This window comes from Aliivibrio sp. S2TY2 (assembly GCF_028765525.1).
GTDB classification, from domain to species: domain Bacteria; phylum Pseudomonadota; class Gammaproteobacteria; order Enterobacterales; family Vibrionaceae; genus Aliivibrio; species Aliivibrio finisterrensis_A.
In genome coordinates this window covers 69,352-87,508 of record NZ_JARACS010000007.1, presented here as the reverse complement: position 1 = coordinate 87,508, position 18,157 = coordinate 69,352, and the positions used below count along the sequence as shown (strand labels likewise).

The following is an 18,157-nucleotide window of genomic DNA, read 5'->3' as shown; positions in this document are numbered from 1 at the left end:
TGTTGTTTTACATGTCTTTCATAAATAATACGAATTTATAAGAGAGCCTATTGTGTCTAGTCCAACCCTTACAGATAAAGTATCAAAAATGATCTATCAAGATATCCTTAATGGCGATCTTATACCTGGTCAAAAATTAGTTGTTGCCGAATTAAAAGAACGTTACCACGTTGGAGCATCCCCTATTCGTGAAGCTCTTGTGCAGTTATCTTGGAATAAATACGTAACATTAGAACCTCAAAAAGGCTGTTGGGTAGCCTCTATATCCGAAGAAGAGTTAAAAGATCTATTTGAAGGTTTACGAGTTGTTGGCAAGGTTTTACTTGAAAAATCTATTTTAAATGGTGATGAAGCTTGGGAATTAAACATTCTTACTAGCTTTCATAAATTAAGCAAAGTAAGTCTAGAAGAGTCATCAGTTAATGTATTGAAAGAATGGGAAGATCGCCATTCAGCATTCCACAGTGCGCTCATTGAAGGTGCTAATGCGCCTATTATGTATAAATTTCATCAAGAATTAACAAATCAAATTAAGCGCTATCATCACCTACAATCTGATAACCAAAGCATTTATCAATCACAAATCAACTACCTAGAAGATCATGAAGCTCTAATGAAGCTCGCTTTATCTCGTAATTCAAATAGATCCATAGAACTTCTAGATAATTACTATTTAAAAACAATGGATATGTTATCAGCTTCTTTTTCGGCTTAAATACAAAAATAGAAAGAAAAAACCAGACAATGTCTGGTTTTTATTACCATCCGAAAAATTCTTTATTATGAGTGCTAATTAATAGCACCATTAATAGGAAGTAAATCGCACTCAACTTAAAACCTAAAACAGCCAAACTTCCTACAGTAAGCCTTACTAAAAAGTCAGTAAACATAGAAACCTCACATCATACTTAGCCTGTTGAGCTCTCCTTTTTATGCTTTCATACCAATGATGAGTTGATATTAGTATCCTACTACAGACTTATTTATTGATGAAAGTAAGTATAGACAAACTTAGACTTTAGTCTAATGAGTAAATCGTAAACTTAGGCTAAATCAGCCACGCTTGTACACACTGAAACCTTATTTCTTCCATTCGCTTTTGACTCGTACAAAGCAAGATCTGCGCACTTGTAAGCGTTTTCTCTAGAGAGATTAATGTCCGTTAAACCTCCGCTAATGGTTACTTGGTACTCATCTAAACGAGAAACGGCAATACGAAGTCGGTTAATGACCATGTCTGCATCTTTTAATTCCGTATGCGGCATGATAATCGCAAATTCTTCACCACCTATTCGAGCCACAAAGTCAGTTTCTCGGCTGCCATCTTTCAATACTCTGGCAACCAACCTAATGACTTCATCACCAATTTCATGTCCAAGAGTATCATTAATACGTTTAAACCAATCAATATCTAAAATGGCTAAACAGCATTGGTGTACAGGGTTATAACGATTGGTTAATAGCATCTGATTTTCTAATTCAAATTCAAATTTACGTCGATTCCAGCAATCAGAAAGTGAATCTTTTTCACTTAGATAACGTAGCTCTTTTTCTAATATTTTTCGCTGTGTAATATCAATATAAGAAATAATATAATACTGAACTTCGTTTCTTTTGTTCATAACTGATTGTATTCTAACTAATAAACTTAGTTCTTCTTGGTTCTTTCCTAATACATCAATTTCACCTTGCCACGCTCCAAGTTCTTCCACTTGTTTCCAATTATTCAGTCTTTTCTGAGATTGTTCACAGTGTGACACCAATACATCAAAAGTACTTTTCCCTATAGAATCATCTGATGTAAAACCAGAAATTGAAGTGAATGCCGTATTTACTTTAATAATACGCTGATGTTTATCGGTGATAACAACTGCTGACATCCCCTCCAATGCCGATTTTGCTAACTGGCTATCTAGGTTTGACCTATCCCATGACGTTAATAAGATCCCTAAAGGAATAACAATTAAACCGAGCAATAGAAAAACAATGGCAGCCTCTTCTACCACCTCTACTTTTAGGTAATAAAAAGACTTTTCAAGCGCCTTCTCAGGATAACTAAGTAAAAAATAAGCGCCTTTATTAGGGTACCTTTTATCAATAGAAAAACGATAAAAAGAATAAATGCTACCGTTTAAATAAGTGCTGCCAACTTGCACCTCTGACATGATATTCCACAGTTCTGGTTTTTCTTCTTTTAGTGTTTTGTCTTCTCTACCATTAACTAAATGGCCAAATATCTCTTCAGGTTTATCACTTAAAAGATAATAACCATCTTGATTAACAATAGAAGGTGAGATACTAAGTGTTGGTGAAAACCTTACTACATTAACGATACTAGAATCACTTAACTCTGCTAATACATACCCCTTTCTTACACCGGAGATATCAATAGGGATAGATATCTGCATCATTGGTTTATATATTCCTGAGCTTGCTAATTTATGATTAAGAATAACCCCTTCAGAAAAAATACGCCCTTCAGGTAGCTGGGTAAGTGTCTTTAAGTGTAAATCGTTAACTGCTTGCTCACCGGTTATCTGTTTTATGGTTTTTCCAGTATCCACATCATAAGTAAATGAAAATAAACTGTCTCCATTCTCATTGACTAACTCCAACGTTGAAAAGAACTTTTCAACTTGCATAAGACGAAGCCAAGAGGATTCAACCGCTTGCTGAACACGTGAGGAAGGGTATAAAAAATAATCATATAAAGGACGACTTTTAGAAACGAGATCTAATGTGTTAGCTATACGATTAGTAAGTTCATTGAATTCATGATGGCTATAAGCCAATTGTCGAGTCGATTCTTTTTTGATTTGCTCAATAGCAACTGTTTTTTTCTTCAGGAAATCATTATAAAAAAACAGTGCTGTTATTATAGAGAAACACAAATATACACATGCGGAATACACTGTTATTTTTACTTTCTTGTTAGGCATATATTATTCCATACAATCACTTTACAACTTTCCATTTTATGTAGCTTTATAGCATTAACAATAAAGCCTTCTTGTATGATAAAAGAAGGCTCTATTAAACAATGGTAACTAAATAAGGGAAACGACTACAGGGTTACACTCTTAGTGATTTTTCTCCACGAGCAATGCCAACGACGCCACTTCTTGCTACCTCAACGACTTCAGTTACCTCTGCGACGGCTGTAATAAATGCATCAAGCTTCTCTGACGTTCCAGCAAGCTGAATGGTATATAGAGAACTGGTTACATCAACAATCTGTCCACGAAAAATATCTGCTGTACGTTTCACTTCTGCTCTTGCAAAACCACTGGCTTTCACTTTAACCAATAATAACTCTCGCTCAACATGTTCAGTTTCCGTCACTTCTTGAACTTTAATTACATCAATTAATTTATGTAATTGTTTCTGGATCTGCTCAAGTTCCATCGCATCACTTGCTGTCGTAATATTTAAGCGAGAAAGCGTTGGATCTTCTGTTGGTGATACGGTTAACGATTCAATGTTATAACCACGCTGAGAAAATAAGCCTACTACGCGTGATAAAGAACCTGATTCATTCTCTAATAATAGTGAAATAATATGTCTCATTAGGTTCTCTCCGTTTTGCTTAACCACATTTTATCCATTGCCTCACCTTTGATCTGCATAGGATAAACGTGCTCTGTTTCATCTACATTTATATCAACAAACACCAGGCGTTCTGTTAATGACAGCGCCTTCTCTAATCCAGATTCAAGCTCATCAGGATGGTTGATTCGAATACCAACATGACCATAAGCTTCTGCAATCGCAGCAAAATCAGGTACTGATGTCATGTAAGAATTAGAGTGACGACCTTGATAGATAATATCTTGCCATTGCTTAACCATACCTAAGAAACGGTTATTTAAGTTGATAATTTTAACTGGAATATCGTATTGCAATGCTGTTGATAGCTCTTGAATGTTCATCTGAATACTGCCATCACCAGTGACACACACAACCACTTCATCAGGATGAGTAAACTTCACACCTAATGCGGCTGGTAAGCCAAATCCCATGGTGCCAAGGCCACCAGAGTTAATCCAACGACGTGGTTTATTAAATGGGTAATATAACGCAGCAAACATTTGGTGCTGACCAACATCAGACGCGACATAAGCATCACCATTCGTTAGTCGATGTAAGGTTTCAATCACTTGTTGAGGCTTAATACGGTCAGGTGAGGTTTCGTAAGATAAGCATTTTTTATCTTGCCATACTGAAATTTCTTTCCACCATTGTTCTAAAGCTGCCTCATCATTACTTCCACCTTGCTCAACAAGTAATTTAAGCATCGACTCTAAAACGACCTCTGCCGAGCCAACAATAGGTACATCAACTCGAACATTTTTAGAAATAGATGAAGGATCGATATCAATATGCATGATAGTGGCATCAGGACAATATTTTTCTAAATTATTGGTTGTTCTATCATCAAAGCGCACCCCGACACCAAAGATTAAATCAGCGTTATGCATCGCCATATTCGCTTCATAGGTACCGTGCATACCTAGCATACCTAATGCATTTTTATGTGTGCCAGGAAAAGCACCCAAGCCCATAAGCGTACTGACTACAGGTAAATTAAGTGATTCTGCTAATTTAATAACGTGTTGTTCTGCTGATGAGATAACAGCACCACCACCAATATACAGCACTGGTTTTTTTGCAGCTAAAAGGGTTTTAAGGCCTTTTTTAACCTGACCTTTATGCCCTGTTGTCGTTGGATTATAAGATCGCAATGACATCGACGTCGGATATTGATAAGGGAATTTAAACGCAGGGCTCATGACATCTTTTGGGATATCAATAACAACAGGTCCAGGACGGCCTGTTGAAGCAATATAAAATGCTTTTTTTATAATTTCAGGAATGTCTTCGGCTTTTCTAACTAAAAAGCTATGTTTAACTATCGGACGAGAAACACCTACCATGTCACACTCTTGAAAAGCATCAGTTCCAATCATGCTGTTTGGTACGTTTCCAGAAAGCACAATCATCGGAATAGAATCCATATAGGCGGTTGCGATTCCTGTAATCGTATTGGTTGCTCCAGGGCCTGAACAAACAAGAACCACACCCGGTTTACCAGTTGCTCGAGCAAATCCATCAGCCATGTGCGTAGCGGCTTGCTCATGTCTTACCAACACATGCTGAATATCCTCAGATTTCATGTGTAGTGCATCATAAATGTCTAGCACTGAACCACCAGGGTACCCAAAAATGTGCTCAACACCTTCATCAATCAGAGACTGTACGATCATCTCTGCGCCAGATAACATTTCCATATTTATCTCCAGACATTTAAACCCTAAACTTATACGAAATGAATTATCGATAAGTTCATGGTTTACATAGTTAGGGCTTATTTTTAGCCTAAACCGATATTAATTAAATTAAAATCCTATGTAGATAACAGTTATTGATAACAAAAACCACCATCACGAAACAACTTTAACCTTTTATTAGCACGTTGGTCTAGAGGTGTTTTATTAAAATCATCGATATATTTAAGGTTGAAAACTAAGGCTCTGATTTTATATAAAATAAAATTGATGAAATGGTATTTTTTTTATATAAAAAAACCAGCCTATATAAGACTGGTTTCTTTTATTATTCAGAAGGATAACGATTAGTTATGATTTATCTTTCTTTCCTTTTTGATCTTTTTTCTCATCGTACATTTCTTCAATCTCGTCTTGATAACGCTCATTGATCACTTTACGACGTAGTTTTTGAGTTGGCGTCAGTTCGCCTTTATCCATCGAAAATTCTTTAGACAACAAAGTAAACTTTTTCACTTGTTCAAAACGAGCTAATTCTTTTTGTAAATTTGCTACGCGTTTTTCAAGCATCTCTACGATTTCACTGTGTTTTATTAGTTCCATGCGGTCATGGTAAGCAATATTTAGTTCTTTCGCGTACTCTTCTAGAGCGTCATAGCAAGGAACAATAAGTGCAGATACAAATTTACGAGTGTCGGCAATAACGGCAATTTGTTCAATGAAGTGATCTTTGCCTATCGCACCTTCAATCACTTGTGGTGCAATATATTTACCACCAGACGTTTTCATTAACTCTTTAATTCTGTCAGTGATATATAAGTTACCTTCTGCGTCAAACTCACCTGCATCACCGGTTTTTAAGAAGCCATCTTCAGTAAAGTTACTTTCTGTCTCTTCAGGTTTATTGTAATACCCCTTCATGACCATTGGGCCACGAACAAGAATTTCACTGCTCTCACCAATTTTAACTTCGGCACCAGGCATTAATGTTCCGATAGAATCCGGATGAAATTTACCATCTTCCCAGCATGAGATCGTTGCTGTGGTTTCTGTCATGCCGTAACCTAATTTTACATTTACGCCAAGTGCATGGAAGAAACGCCCAATTGTCGCATCTAATTTTGCACCACCACATGGCATAAAGTTGATCTTACCGCCTAAAATCATGCGTAGCTTTGACAATACTAGTTTATCTGCAATCTTATGTGATTGTTTAAGTAGCCATGATGGTTCACGCTGTTCTTGCTGGCACGCTGACATTTTCGCGCCCATGTTTACAGCCCAAGTGAACATCACTTTGCGATGAGCGGGGGCACGAGATACTTTTTCATGAACCGTTGAGAAAATCTTTTCATAAAAACGAGGAACAGCACACATGACTGTTGGTTTGACTTCTATCAACGCTTCTTTGATTAAGTTTGTATTTGGTAGGTAGCAATTTGTTGCGCCTTTATAAAGCACATAGAACGTCCATGCACGCTCAAACACATGAGATAAAGGTAAAAAACACAGTGACACATCTTTTTCTGTTAATGCTAAATTTGTGTTATGCGCCTCTAGCTGTGAACCGACATTAATATAATCTAACATCACGCCTTTTGGCTCACCGGTTGTACCTGAGGTATAAATCAATGTCAGTAAGTCATCCATTTCAGCGCTATCTAGACGAGCTTGAAGCTCCTCTTTATGTATATCATCAGCTTTAGAAACAAAATCATTCCACGAGATACCCGCTTGATGATCATTTAAATCAATATCATCACTCAATGCTACAATATGAGTCAATTGAGGGCATTGCTCAAAAATAACCACGGCGGCATTATATTGAGCTTGTTCACCAACAAATAAAATACGAATATCAGCGTCATTTATAATGTAAGCCGCTTGAGTTGGTGTATTTGTTGGGTAAATAGGTACAGGTACAGAACGCAATTGCATCGTTGCAAAGTCGGCAACCGTCCAACGAGGCATATTATTTGAAAATATCCCTACCTTTTCTTGTACTTTCAATCCATGAGCTAATAGGGCTAATGATAATGTATCCATTTGCTCACCAAATTGCCCCCAAGTAATATCACTCCACGCTTCGCACTCAGTATCAATTAAAATACTGCACTTACGTTCACGCAATGCGGTAGTATTTGGCTTATTAGCAATATGTTGGCGGATCTCTTTTACAATATGTGGGTTTTGGATAGTCATCTCGAATTCACCTTTAGGCTTACACTTGTAAGCTATAATCTGCACAAAGTGTACAATTGGTGGCAAAAAAGGCAACTGTTTCTCTGTATAAAATGTAAGTATTGTTGTGTGAAACCCATTTCACGAGTGTGCTATTAACAATTTAATTATTTAAAAGCTACATTTTATTTATATCGTATGAGCACCGACAAAAAAGGCAGTGTAAATACACTGCCTAAAACACTTATACTATTTCTAATACCGTAAACTAAAACATCATTCCTTTACTTGATGCTACGACTTCTTCACCACAAATAAGCATTAGTTGGTCACGCATCCAAATATGCCCTTTGTCCTTTTGGTATGAATCGTGCCAGCTTAAGTAACCACTGATACTTTTTGATTCTAATGGTAAGTCAAGAATCGATAACTGAGCACGATTTGGCATTGAGTTTACTAGCCATCGTGGTGCTACGGTAATCAACTCTGATTGAGAAACTACATAAAGAATATTGCTGATACTGGCCCCTTTATAAGCTTGCTCATAAATTGGGTCCATGTAAATATGATCGGCAAAACCTTTGGTATTCTCAAGACGAGCTGGCACGGCATGTTTCTCACTCGCCAACTGATCTTTTGTTATGCTTCCTTGAATTCGAGGATGATTTACAGAGGTTACAACCACAAGTTCATCAGTAAATAACTCGGTACTCATGTATCCCGGCTGATCAAAGCGCACATAATCAATAACGAAATCGACTTCTTGGTAACGTAATTTTTGAGCGATATCAGATTCATGCTCACCAGATAGCTTAAGGTTTATATAGGGCGCTTTTTGTTGAATATCTCGCATAAGGCGCGGAGCAAAACGAATGTCCGATGGACTGCAAATAGAGAGTTTAAATTGTCTTGCTGATGTTTCAGGAGAGAATGTAGAGCTTGGCAATTCATTTTTGACTAATTGTAATGCCTGGCGCATTGGAGCAAATAGTTGGCGAGCTCGTTGTGTCGGTTGTATGCCTCTTCCATGACGAATAAATAATTCATCATTAAACATAACTTTTAATCGAGAAACCGCATTGCTTACTGCTGGTTGTGACATTCCTAAATTGTGAGCCGCACGTGTAATATTTTGCTCTTGCATCACAGCATCAAATACAGTTAATAGATTTAAATCGACACTTCTCAGCACCTGTTCTGAACTGACACTATTTCCTGCTATATCTCCAAGCATTGGGGTAATTTTGGGCGTATTCATTATGGTTCTCTCAATCGGCAGTGAATCAATTAATTCAAAAAAATTAATAGCTAAAGAATGAGTGGCTACGCTTATTATTGTTATGTTTCGAACTATTTATCGTATATATGTTAGCCAACTCAGGGCCATCATCACTGAATAGATTTACAAAATCCATAGCATGCAAAATATTTTAATTTTAATTTATGCTTAATTTAACTTAATTGCAGCTAAGCCCCTATAAAACAAGGACCTGATAAAAAATATAAAATAACCTAAAAACGTGTTAAATCCGTTTGTTCTTACAATGAGTACAAAAAAGCCATGTTATATAACATGGCTCAAATAATAAGACGGTTATTTAAGGTATTAAAAAAGCGCAGAGATACGATTTAAATCTGACTGAATAGCTCCGGCTGTTACCTCTCTTCCTGCCCCAGGACCTCGGATAACTAATGGGTTATCTTTATACCATTTACTTTCAATAGCAAAAATATTATCGCAAGGTAATAAATTTGCTAAAGCATGATATTCAGACAAGGCTTCAATGCCTACTGTCGCACTGCCATCTTTATTTAAACGAGCAACATAACGTAATACTTTCTGTTCTTTTTTGGCTTTCTCTAAGCGTTCGAGCAACTCTATATTAATGAGTTCTCCTTTTGATAAGAAATCGTCTAAGCTGACATCTTTTAATTCAGTAGGCACTAAAGATTCGACTTTAACTTGAGTCGGTTCAATTTTTAACCCTGCCTCTCGAGCTAAGATAACTAGCTTTCTCATGACATCAGAACCATCTAAATCGTTTCTTGGATCTGGTTCAGTCAATCCTTGTTGCCATGCGAGATCAACTAACTCTGTAAACGGTACATCACCATTATACTGCTGAAATAACCAAGATAAGGTGCCTGAAAAAATACCGGATAACGCAAGGATCTCATCACCACTTTCTCGTAAATCTCTTACTGTGTGATTAATCGGAAGGCCTGCACCAACGGTTGCATTATATAGCCAATGACGACCTGTTTTAGCAAATGCATCAATCACAGCTTGATATTCATCGCTTGGTGCTGAGCCTGCAACTTTATTAGCAGAAATAAGATGAATACCTTGCTCTGCAATTTTTGTATATTGCTGTGATAGCTCGGCACTTGCTGTGACATCTAATACCAGCACATCATCGTAACCCTGTATTGCACCAAGCTGTTCTATCCAAGAAAATTCTTGATAAGCAATTGCTTCATCATCAAAGCATTTCGTTATCGCAGCGCTCTCTAATCCATCAAAATCCAGCCAATGGCGGTGACGGTCAATTACGCCAACAAGAGAAAACTGCATCCCATGACGCTTTTCAAGATTACGTTTTTGTTGAGTAAACAGAGATAACCATTGAGATCCAATGTTGCCATGCCCACATAAAACCAGTGCAACCCGCTTCTGAGCCTGAAATAAATGCGTATGAATGCCATTGATCACAGGCGTAGTATCTAGCGTGCGTAATATCGCCACCAAACTTAACCCAGATTCAGATTCGCACACAAACTCAAGTGGACAGTTTTTTAGCTGATGATAGAAACCATGGCTATGAATAGCATTGCTTGTCACGCCAGCCCCAACGGCAGCGATCATCGAATAGCCTTCTTTGAGTTTAATCTCAGCATGAACAGCAGAGCTCTGTAATACGTCTAATGCTTCATTGACGACTTCAGAGGTATAAGCAAGTAATAATGTAAATTGATCCGCTTGTGCTTCTAAAGCCAAAGGCTGAAGCTGAGAGCGAGTAAGAAGGGAAAGGACCTCTTGTTTTGCACGTTCAAAATCTTGCCCTCGACCAAAGCCTAATTGAATTAAGTACACTTCTTCAAGTGACGTAACAATTTTCGCTCCACGCCCAGAAGCTAATACTCGTTCAATTCGAGTGGAACCTGATTCTGGTTGATAACTGCAGCGTAAACTTAAATCAAGCGCACTCTGGGCAACAGGTTGCAATGTTCGACTGTGCAATACAGGAGCAGCTAACCGAGCTAACTCACTCGCTTCATCTAAACGAAGTAATGGCAATAAACACGCATCGTCGACTTTACGAGGATCGGCACTAAATACCCCAGCGACATCGCTCCAAATGGTAACGCGAGAAACTTCAGCTAATGCGCCTATGACTGTTGCTGAATAGTCTGAACCATTACGCCCAAGCAGAACGGTTTCTCCTTTTTGATCGCAAGCCATAAACCCGGTTATCACAATACGCCCATGAGGATGCTGAGCAATTTGCTCTTTGAATAATGGCCAAGAATGTGTGCGATCAACCTCTGGCTGAGCAGCTCGCTCTGCGCGTAAAAAAGTACGAGAATCGAGCGGAGTAGCTTGTAGATCAATTTGATTTAAATAAGCAGCAAGTAATCTTGAAGACCATACTTCACCATGACCAAGTACATCCGCTTGCTGAACTTCTGTCAAAGGTGCATGTAATTGACCAATAGCGACCAACTCCTTATGCAGATCCTCAAGCAATGGCTCTGCATTTTCAACGGTCAATAATTCAGAGACTAAACCTTGTTGGTATTGTCGTAAGGATCCCAATACTTCATGCGCAAGGCGACCATCTTTTGATAGTGCCTCAAACCATTCTAAAATTCGGTTCGTTGTATTACCCGCAGCAGAGACAACCACTAAATCATGATCATGAGAATATTCTTTTAATATGGTAGCTACACGACGGTAACACTCCGGATCAGCAAGGCTACTACCACCAAATTTATGTAACTGGCGCGTGACGACTCCTATCATTATTTCACTCCTGCTGCTACAAGGAAGGCTTGTTTAAGATCGGCAATCAGATCTCGGCTGTCTTCTAATCCAACGGAAATACGTAATAGTGTTGGAGCCAATCCGGCTTCTGCTTGCGCTTCATCAGACATCGCTCTATGGGTCATGGTACCCGGATGGGCTATGAGACTTTCTACTCCACCAAGTGATTCAGCTAAAGAGAAATATTTAAGCTCTTTTACAAACACTTTTAATTGCTCTAATGACCCATTTAGCTCAAAGCTTAACATTGCACCAAATCCTGATTGTTGGCGTTTAGCAATATCATGGCCCGGATGTTCAGGTAAACTTGGGTGATAAATTGTGCCTACTAATGCTTCCTCTTGAAGGCACTTCAGCACCTCCATTGCATTCTCTTCATGCACTCGCATACGCGCACCTAAGGTACGAATACCACGTAAGGTTAAGTAGCTATCAAATGCAGTGCCTGTTGCACCAATGCAATTCCCCCACCATGCGAGATCATCTGCGTGCGCTTGTGTTTTTGCGATTAATACGCCACCAACAACATCAGAATGACCATTAATGTATTTAGTTGTCGAGTGAAGGACAAAGTCAGCACCAAGCGTTAAAGGTTGCTGTAAGACAGGAGAAAGGAAAGTGTTATCAACAGCAACTAAAGCACCTACTTTTGCGGCTTTTTGACAAATTTCAGCAATATCTACCACTCGAACTAATGGGTTAGAAGGGGTCTCTAATAAAATAAGTTTAGGCTTTTTAGCAATGGCGGCATCTAAAGCCTTAGTATCCGATTGATCAACAAATAAGGTTTGGAAGTCACCTTTATTAGCGCGAGTGTTAAATAAGCGATACGTTCCGCCATAACAGTCATGAGGGGCAACAATAAGATCATCAGGACCAAGCAGAGCTGAAACCATTAGATTAAGAGCTGAAGTACCGCAGTTTGTCACAACCGCACCAGCACCGCACTCTAAATCAGATAAGGTGGTCTCTAGTTGTGTTCGAGTTGGGTTTCCTGAGCGAGCATAATCGTACTTTGGTACATCACCAAATTCAGGGAAGCTATAGTTAGTTGATAAGTAGATAGGAGGCACAACCGCATTATGTTGTGAATCGCTTTCAATGCCAGTACGAACTGCAATAGTTGCCGGTTTTCTCTCGCTCATAATTTCCCTTCCAAACTGCTAAGCAGTGGTATAATCTAATCCATAAGTTATATTCTTCTACTTTACCACCACAAAATGAGACGTCAATACTTCTAGACGTCTATATATCTTTGCTTATAGCCGTAAATATCGCTAGAATTAGAGACTCTAACTCAACATCAATAATTCTGAACGAAGGTGAACAATGGCTGATTGGAATGGTGACTATTTAAGTCCTTATGCCGAACATGGTAAAAAAAGCGAACAAGTAAAAAAAATTACTGTTTCTATTCCAACAAAGGTACTGCAAATCCTTACTGATGAACGTACGCGTCGCCAAGTAAGTAACCTACGTCACGCAACGAATAGTGAACTATTATGTGAGGCTTTCCTTCATGCTTATACAGGCCAACCTTTACCTACAGACGAAGATCTACGTAAAGACCGCCCTGATGATATTCCTGCAGAAGCAAAAGCATTAATGACCGCAATGGGCATTGAATTCGAAGCGTTTGACGACGAGTAAATAACTTTCATCTCCGCCTCCTGTCTCCTCCTCATTTTTTATAAATCAGGAGGATTACATTTCTACTTGCTTAATAAACAATCACAGTGCCCTACTATAAATATAAAGGATTAACTGTGAAAAATAACATAGCAAAAACAGCGATAGCACTCGCTATTACTTCCCTACTGAGCGCTTGTAGTTCAACCTCAGAAACAACACAAACAACCTCAGCCTATCAATGTAATCCACAGATGATGGAAAAAAGTAATCATTTACGCATCTATCAAATTATGGTGGAAAGCTTTGTTGATGGTGATCCAAACATTGGTCACGGTACTGGCTATGGTCCGAGTCATCATAATGGCGACCTGCAAGGGATCATTGATTCATTAGACTATATTCAATCACTTGGCATGAATACCATTTGGATGACGCCTATTTTTGAATCTGCTCCAATTGAGGGGCAAGATCATTGGGCAGATAAGCTCGATGCTACCGGTTATTTTGCTACTGACTTTTTTAAAATAGATCCACGATTTGGAACACTCGAAAAAGCAAAAGAATTAGTAGAAGAAGCGCATAAACGTGGAATGTATGTCTTATTTGATGGTGTATTTGGTCACCATAAAGAAGGCCTCATTAAACCATCACCATCAGGCTTACTACCGAGTGGCAGCAATAATCCAGTTGACTATCCTGAGAGCGAAGACTTTTACTCTGAAGTCGCAGCTTATTGGATATCCGAATTAAAGATTGATGGTTGGCGATTAGATCAAGCTTACCAAGTCCCTACTGAATCTTGGATAAACATTAGAAAAGCCGTTGATAACGCATCACAAAACACGACGTATATTAATAATAAAGGCGAACAAGTTAACCCACTCGGTTACATGGTGGCTGAGATCTGGAATAACGAAAGCTATATTACAGAAACAGGTTATGGTACTGAGCAAAACCCAGCGCTTTGCTCTGCTTTTGATTTTCCTTTACGCTTTCGTGTCGCTGAAACCTTTGCCGTCAATGAGAGTGGTGTAGGAAATAAAGGAGGTGATTGGCTTAATGAAGGAATGCAAATGCATGAACTCTATCCTTCACACGCAACGTCAAACCTAATGCTAGGCAATCATGATGTCGTTCGCTTTGGTGATTTATTACAACGTGGTGATATTGCAGAACCAAGTGACAGGAATTATTGGTTACGTCATAAAGCAGCCCTTTCATTCCAAGCAGCTTATACCGGCCCTATCACTCTTTATTACGGAGATGAAATTGGCGATCAAGTTGATGGTTTCTCTAACAAAGAAAATAAAGACATTTGTGCTATTAAAGGAGTATGTGATGACCACATCGCTCGCTCATCCGCCAAAATTCATGGCCTTACTGCAACACTAACACCTGACCAACTTAACTTAAAAACCTACGTCTCAGAGTTAATGACTTTACGTATTGAAAACCCCGCGTTATCGGAAGGTGTCAGAACCAATATTATCGCTAATAAGGCGGTATATGTAGATCATAAGCAAGCAGAAAATAATACGATTTTATTCATGGTTAGCACTCAAAAGCAGAACCAAACGCTTTCTCTTAAAGCTGAACAGATAGGTTCACAAGGTAATTTAGTCGACTTATTAACTAACCAAGTATTCACTCCCATTGAAGGAATATATACCATTTCGTTATCTAACTTCGAAAGCCGATTTTTAAAGATAGAAAAACCAAACCCTACAGGCCCGAAAGTAGAAGCAAAAGAAATTACTCTATATGGCACCGGTTTTATGGCCCAATGTGATAATCCGACAATGCCTATTACTAATGCGCCCATTAAAGACACTCTATACCTTGTAGGTGATTTCTCAGATTCTCGCTGGGGCCACAAAGAACCTAGATCCTATCAATATAAAGGAAACGGTATCTATCAAGTAGTGATAAACGAAAAACGAGGTCCTTATAAAATGCAATACGCAACAAAAGACTGGGGAGCTCAATACACTGTTGATGGATTATCACCAAAACTAGGCCAATCGAATGCATTGATTAACGGTGGCTACGGCCAAGATACCGCGATCTATCTTCCTGAAGATGGTAATTATGTATGGAGTTTAGAATTTAATCCTCAAGGAAAACCAAAATCAATGATGGTTTCTAAATGTAAATAATCGAATATAAAGTGAACTATTTCTAGCTAATGAGGTCAATTATTAGCTAGATCACATTTCTGATTATTTCCTATTTTCTTTATTTTCTCTATTTTTACATTAATTCCTATTTTTAAATATCTTCTCACGTGAGCACTATCTCATTTATATTCTGAATACACCCTACCAAGTGTGATTATTATCAACAGAAGACCTATCGCTATTTTTTCTCATCCCTAGCTCTACGCCCTCCCTTTTATAAAAAGAGGAGGAGTTAAACATTGTGATTTATTTTTAATCTGCTTCCCGTTCAATAACGAGAATAAATGTTTACTTCTCTTTCCTACACTGCCTTGTTTCGGAATTAAATTTGGGAGTAAACATTTTCAAATCAAAATATCCTCTAAAAAGGAAATAGGATTTTAAGATGAAAATGAATAAATACACATTGCTTGCCGCTGCTGTTTCTACCGCATTGCTTTCTAGTACTGCATTCGCTGACAACAGCTTAGCGTTAGACGTTACCTCTGGAGATGATGCCGCGGCACCTAAAATTGAAAAAGTGAACGGGACTGATGTAATTTCAGATGGCTGGGAAGTACACGGTTACGCGTCAATGAATTTTCGTATGGTAGATGGCGAAACAGTAGATACCGAATTTGGTAAGCCAGATTACAAAACAGCAGGTACGCACGGAAAAAGTACTAACCAAGTTGAATTCGTAATCAAAAAACACACTGAACATGCTAATGGTGTTTGGTCTGACTTTGTTGTTCGTTCTGAATACGGTAATGGTAACTCTTACGCTTACTCATCTCCTGGCAGCCAAAAAGCCAACACAACAGCACAATTTGAAGTAAAAGAAACTTATGTTGAAATTGGTGGCTTATCTTATTTAGGTGAAAATACGTCTATCTGGGGTGGCCAACGTTACCTAAACCGTTCTGCAAGTGCATTATCTGGTGAATTCTGGAAACAATCATCAGGTGTTGGTGCTGGTATCCAAACTAAACTTGCAGGAAATACTGCTGGCTTTGCAATTGTTGCTGCTGATACGGATGGCGATATCAACAATGGCCCAAGTGCAGATGGTCGAAATACATTAACGTCACATGATTTATACTACTACGGCGTTGATGTTGGCTTTGGTAGCTTAGACTTTGATTTGAAATACATCACTCAAGCTAACGTAACGCATGATGATGGTATCGGTGCAGCTATTACCTTAAATTCCAGTTATTATGGCTTAGATGGATGGTCACAAACAGCAATTTCTTATGGTAAAGGCGCAGCGCAAAACCGTGGTGTTAACTTTGGTAGTTGGTCTGGAAATGCTATGAATCCTGCAGGCACAGATACAAAAAATGACAACGCTGAATCAATTTTCTTCACTTCTGGTGGTGTGGTAAATATTTCTGAAAACTGGCAAATGGGTTCTGAAATAACATACTTTGCTGCATTAGATGAGCTATTTGGCGCTAAAGACCTTAAGCGCTACATTGTTGCCGCACGACCATCATACAAAGTAAATGAGAATCTTCGTCTTGAAGCAACTGGCTCTTACGCTCACGAAGAGGGCGCTGAAGGTTACTGGGGACGTACAGGTGATGATCTGAAGAGTGACATTATCAACGTTGAATTGGCTGCAGCATTTACCGTTAACGCTGATTACTTTGGTCGCCCACAAATCAAACCATACGTGAGCTACATTACAGCTGACGATGAAGCAAGTGCTAAACAAATTGGCATTAAAGATGGTAAGTCAGAAACAATTATCGGTGTTCACACTGAAATCTGGTTCTAATTACTTTAAAATTAAAGGCAGCCACATCGGCTGCCTTTTTGCGTTTATTTGTCGAATCATGGAGAGTCTTGATGAACACCAAAAAATTATTACTTAGCTTATTTATCGGTCTTTCTTTAACCGCCTGCTCTTCGACTCAAGTTATTCAAGAGCCAATGGTTCCAATTACCTCGTCAGAAGTGTGTTGCTCTGATTTTTCACAATACCCTTGGATACAACTGGCGACAACGGAAGATATCGATTTTCAATTAGATAAAGATTCACCTATTGGTCATTTTTCTGATGGAAACAGCTATTTTAATGCCTTTAAATTATCCGACCGTTCAGGAAAAGTACAATTACGTCTTTCAAGTTTAATGATTAATGACTCGGTTGTTGCTCCTAAACTCATTGCTCTCGATCATGAGTTTAACGTTGTAAATACAACAAGTTTAGACCAATTTAATATTAAACCATCCGATGCGTTTACTCGTACTCAGTTTCAATTAAATTTCCAACTTGATGCAACTAAAACCCCTTATTTTATTATCTATTCTTCTAATGAATATTTAGGTCAATCTATTAAGGTGAAGCACCCAGCGAGGATCAGAGCAGAAGAATTAGGTGAACCGATGCCAATGGTGACGGATCCGACTTATGCTTATGAACGTTTTGGTAAACTAAAGCTATCGATAAAAACGCTTTCATTACAAGCGCATAAACAAGCACCTCAACAACCTAAAGTAGCAATAAAATCAGCACAACCAGAAACGCATACTTTCTATAAAGAAGCCATTGCTGAAGCAGTAAAAACAAACGACATACCTAAAGCACTAGCACTACTAGAAGAAGCTAAAGCATTAGGAATTAAAGATGCTGAAACTATTTTTGTTAACGCATTAGAAAATAAAAAATAATATTCAACGATAATATTAAATTATCAAGAGCCTTTAAGGATCACCTTAAGGGCTTTTAATGATACACCAAATAAACAGAATGATATTTCTTATAATTAAATAACTTCTAGTTAAGTCGATCACAATATGTACCAATTAAATAATATTATCCTTATATTAATTTACCACACCCGCTAATA

General features: G+C 38.3%; 12 protein-coding genes. 5 read left to right on the top strand and 7 right to left on the bottom strand.

Features of this window, described 5'->3' with window-relative positions; translation table 11 throughout:
- The first annotated feature begins 52 nt into the window (after positions 1-52).
- Positions 53-715, top strand: a complete 663-nt coding sequence (locus tag PVK63_RS12390; RefSeq protein WP_130087804.1) for a GntR family transcriptional regulator — start codon at positions 53-55, stop codon at positions 713-715.
- Positions 716-1,043: 328 nt separating this feature from the next.
- On the opposite strand, the gene PVK63_RS12385 is transcribed toward PVK63_RS12390, so the two are convergent.
- The 7 genes from PVK63_RS12385 to PVK63_RS12355 form a co-directional block, all read right to left on the bottom strand.
- Positions 1,044-2,939, bottom strand: coding sequence for a sensor domain-containing diguanylate cyclase (locus PVK63_RS12385; RefSeq protein WP_130043916.1), 1,896 nt, complete (start codon positions 2,937-2,939; stop codon positions 1,044-1,046).
- A gap of 133 nt (positions 2,940-3,072) precedes the next feature.
- Positions 3,073-3,567: an acetolactate synthase small subunit gene (ilvN, locus tag PVK63_RS12380; protein WP_130087805.1), complete on the bottom strand. Its 495-nt coding sequence runs from the start codon at positions 3,565-3,567 to the stop codon at positions 3,073-3,075.
- Positions 3,567-5,288 (bottom strand): acetolactate synthase 3 large subunit, encoded by a 1,722-nt coding sequence (locus tag PVK63_RS12375; protein ID WP_130047166.1) that lies wholly within the window; start codon positions 5,286-5,288, stop codon positions 3,567-3,569. The genes ilvN and PVK63_RS12375 overlap by 1 nt, the downstream gene beginning before the upstream one ends.
- Positions 5,289-5,636: 348 nt before the next feature.
- Complete coding sequence (locus PVK63_RS12370; protein ID WP_130087806.1) at positions 5,637-7,487, bottom strand: AMP-dependent synthetase/ligase; 1,851 nt, start codon at positions 7,485-7,487, stop codon at positions 5,637-5,639.
- A gap of 247 nt (positions 7,488-7,734) precedes the next feature.
- Positions 7,735-8,724, bottom strand: coding sequence for a transcriptional regulator LeuO (gene leuO / locus PVK63_RS12365; RefSeq protein ID WP_130043912.1), 990 nt, complete (start codon positions 8,722-8,724; stop codon positions 7,735-7,737).
- Positions 8,725-9,072: 348 nt separating this feature from the next.
- Positions 9,073-11,490 carry a bifunctional aspartate kinase/homoserine dehydrogenase II gene (locus tag PVK63_RS12360; RefSeq protein WP_274440529.1) on the bottom strand — a complete coding sequence of 806 codons (2,418 nt, stop codon included), beginning with the start codon at positions 11,488-11,490 and terminating at the stop codon, positions 9,073-9,075.
- Positions 11,490-12,656: an O-succinylhomoserine (thiol)-lyase gene (locus PVK63_RS12355; RefSeq protein WP_130088146.1), complete on the bottom strand. Its 1,167-nt coding sequence runs from the start codon at positions 12,654-12,656 to the stop codon at positions 11,490-11,492. Before PVK63_RS12355 ends, PVK63_RS12360 begins: the two co-directional genes overlap by 1 nt.
- Positions 12,657-12,840: 184 nt before the next feature.
- Between PVK63_RS12355 and metJ the strand changes: the two genes are divergently transcribed.
- From metJ to PVK63_RS12335, 4 genes are all read left to right on the top strand, one after another.
- Complete coding sequence (gene metJ, locus PVK63_RS12350; RefSeq protein WP_045101132.1) at positions 12,841-13,161, top strand: met regulon transcriptional regulator MetJ; 321 nt, start codon at positions 12,841-12,843, stop codon at positions 13,159-13,161.
- A gap of 116 nt (positions 13,162-13,277) precedes the next feature.
- Positions 13,278-15,299 (top strand): alpha-amylase family glycosyl hydrolase, encoded by a 2,022-nt coding sequence (locus PVK63_RS12345; protein WP_274440530.1) that lies wholly within the window; start codon positions 13,278-13,280, stop codon positions 15,297-15,299.
- Positions 15,300-15,705: 406 nt separating this feature from the next.
- Entirely contained in the window at positions 15,706-17,082 is a 1,377-nt protein-coding gene (locus tag PVK63_RS12340; protein WP_443111691.1) for a carbohydrate porin, read from the top strand.
- Between the two features lie 71 nt (positions 17,083-17,153).
- The gene (locus PVK63_RS12335; protein ID WP_274440531.1) at positions 17,154-17,978 is read left to right on the top strand and encodes a MalM family protein; all 825 of its coding nucleotides are present in this window, start codon (positions 17,154-17,156) and stop codon (positions 17,976-17,978) included.
- Positions 17,979-18,157: the final 179 nt, after the last annotated feature.

What these genes read in the sequence shown, in the direction of transcription:
- PVK63_RS12385 (WP_130043916.1), bottom strand. Translation starts at nt 2,939, where the DNA reads ATGCCTAACAAGAAAGTAAAAATAACAGTGTATTCCGCATGTGTATAT.
- ilvN (WP_130087805.1), bottom strand. Translation starts at nt 3,567, where the DNA reads ATGAGACATATTATTTCACTATTATTAGAGAATGAATCAGGTTCTTTA.
- PVK63_RS12375 (WP_130047166.1), bottom strand. Translation starts at nt 5,288, where the DNA reads ATGGAAATGTTATCTGGCGCAGAGATGATCGTACAGTCTCTGATTGAT.
- PVK63_RS12370 (WP_130087806.1), bottom strand. Translation starts at nt 7,487, where the DNA reads ATGACTATCCAAAACCCACATATTGTAAAAGAGATCCGCCAACATATT.
- leuO (WP_130043912.1), bottom strand. Translation starts at nt 8,724, where the DNA reads ATGAATACGCCCAAAATTACCCCAATGCTTGGAGATATAGCAGGAAAT.
- PVK63_RS12360 (WP_274440529.1), bottom strand. Translation starts at nt 11,490, where the DNA reads ATGATAGGAGTCGTCACGCGCCAGTTACATAAATTTGGTGGTAGTAGC.
- PVK63_RS12355 (WP_130088146.1), bottom strand. Translation starts at nt 12,656, where the DNA reads ATGAGCGAGAGAAAACCGGCAACTATTGCAGTTCGTACTGGCATTGAA.
- metJ (WP_045101132.1), top strand. Translation starts at nt 12,841, where the DNA reads ATGGCTGATTGGAATGGTGACTATTTAAGTCCTTATGCCGAACATGGT.
- PVK63_RS12340 (WP_443111691.1), top strand. Translation starts at nt 15,706, where the DNA reads ATGAAAATGAATAAATACACATTGCTTGCCGCTGCTGTTTCTACCGCA.
- PVK63_RS12335 (WP_274440531.1), top strand. Translation starts at nt 17,154, where the DNA reads ATGAACACCAAAAAATTATTACTTAGCTTATTTATCGGTCTTTCTTTA.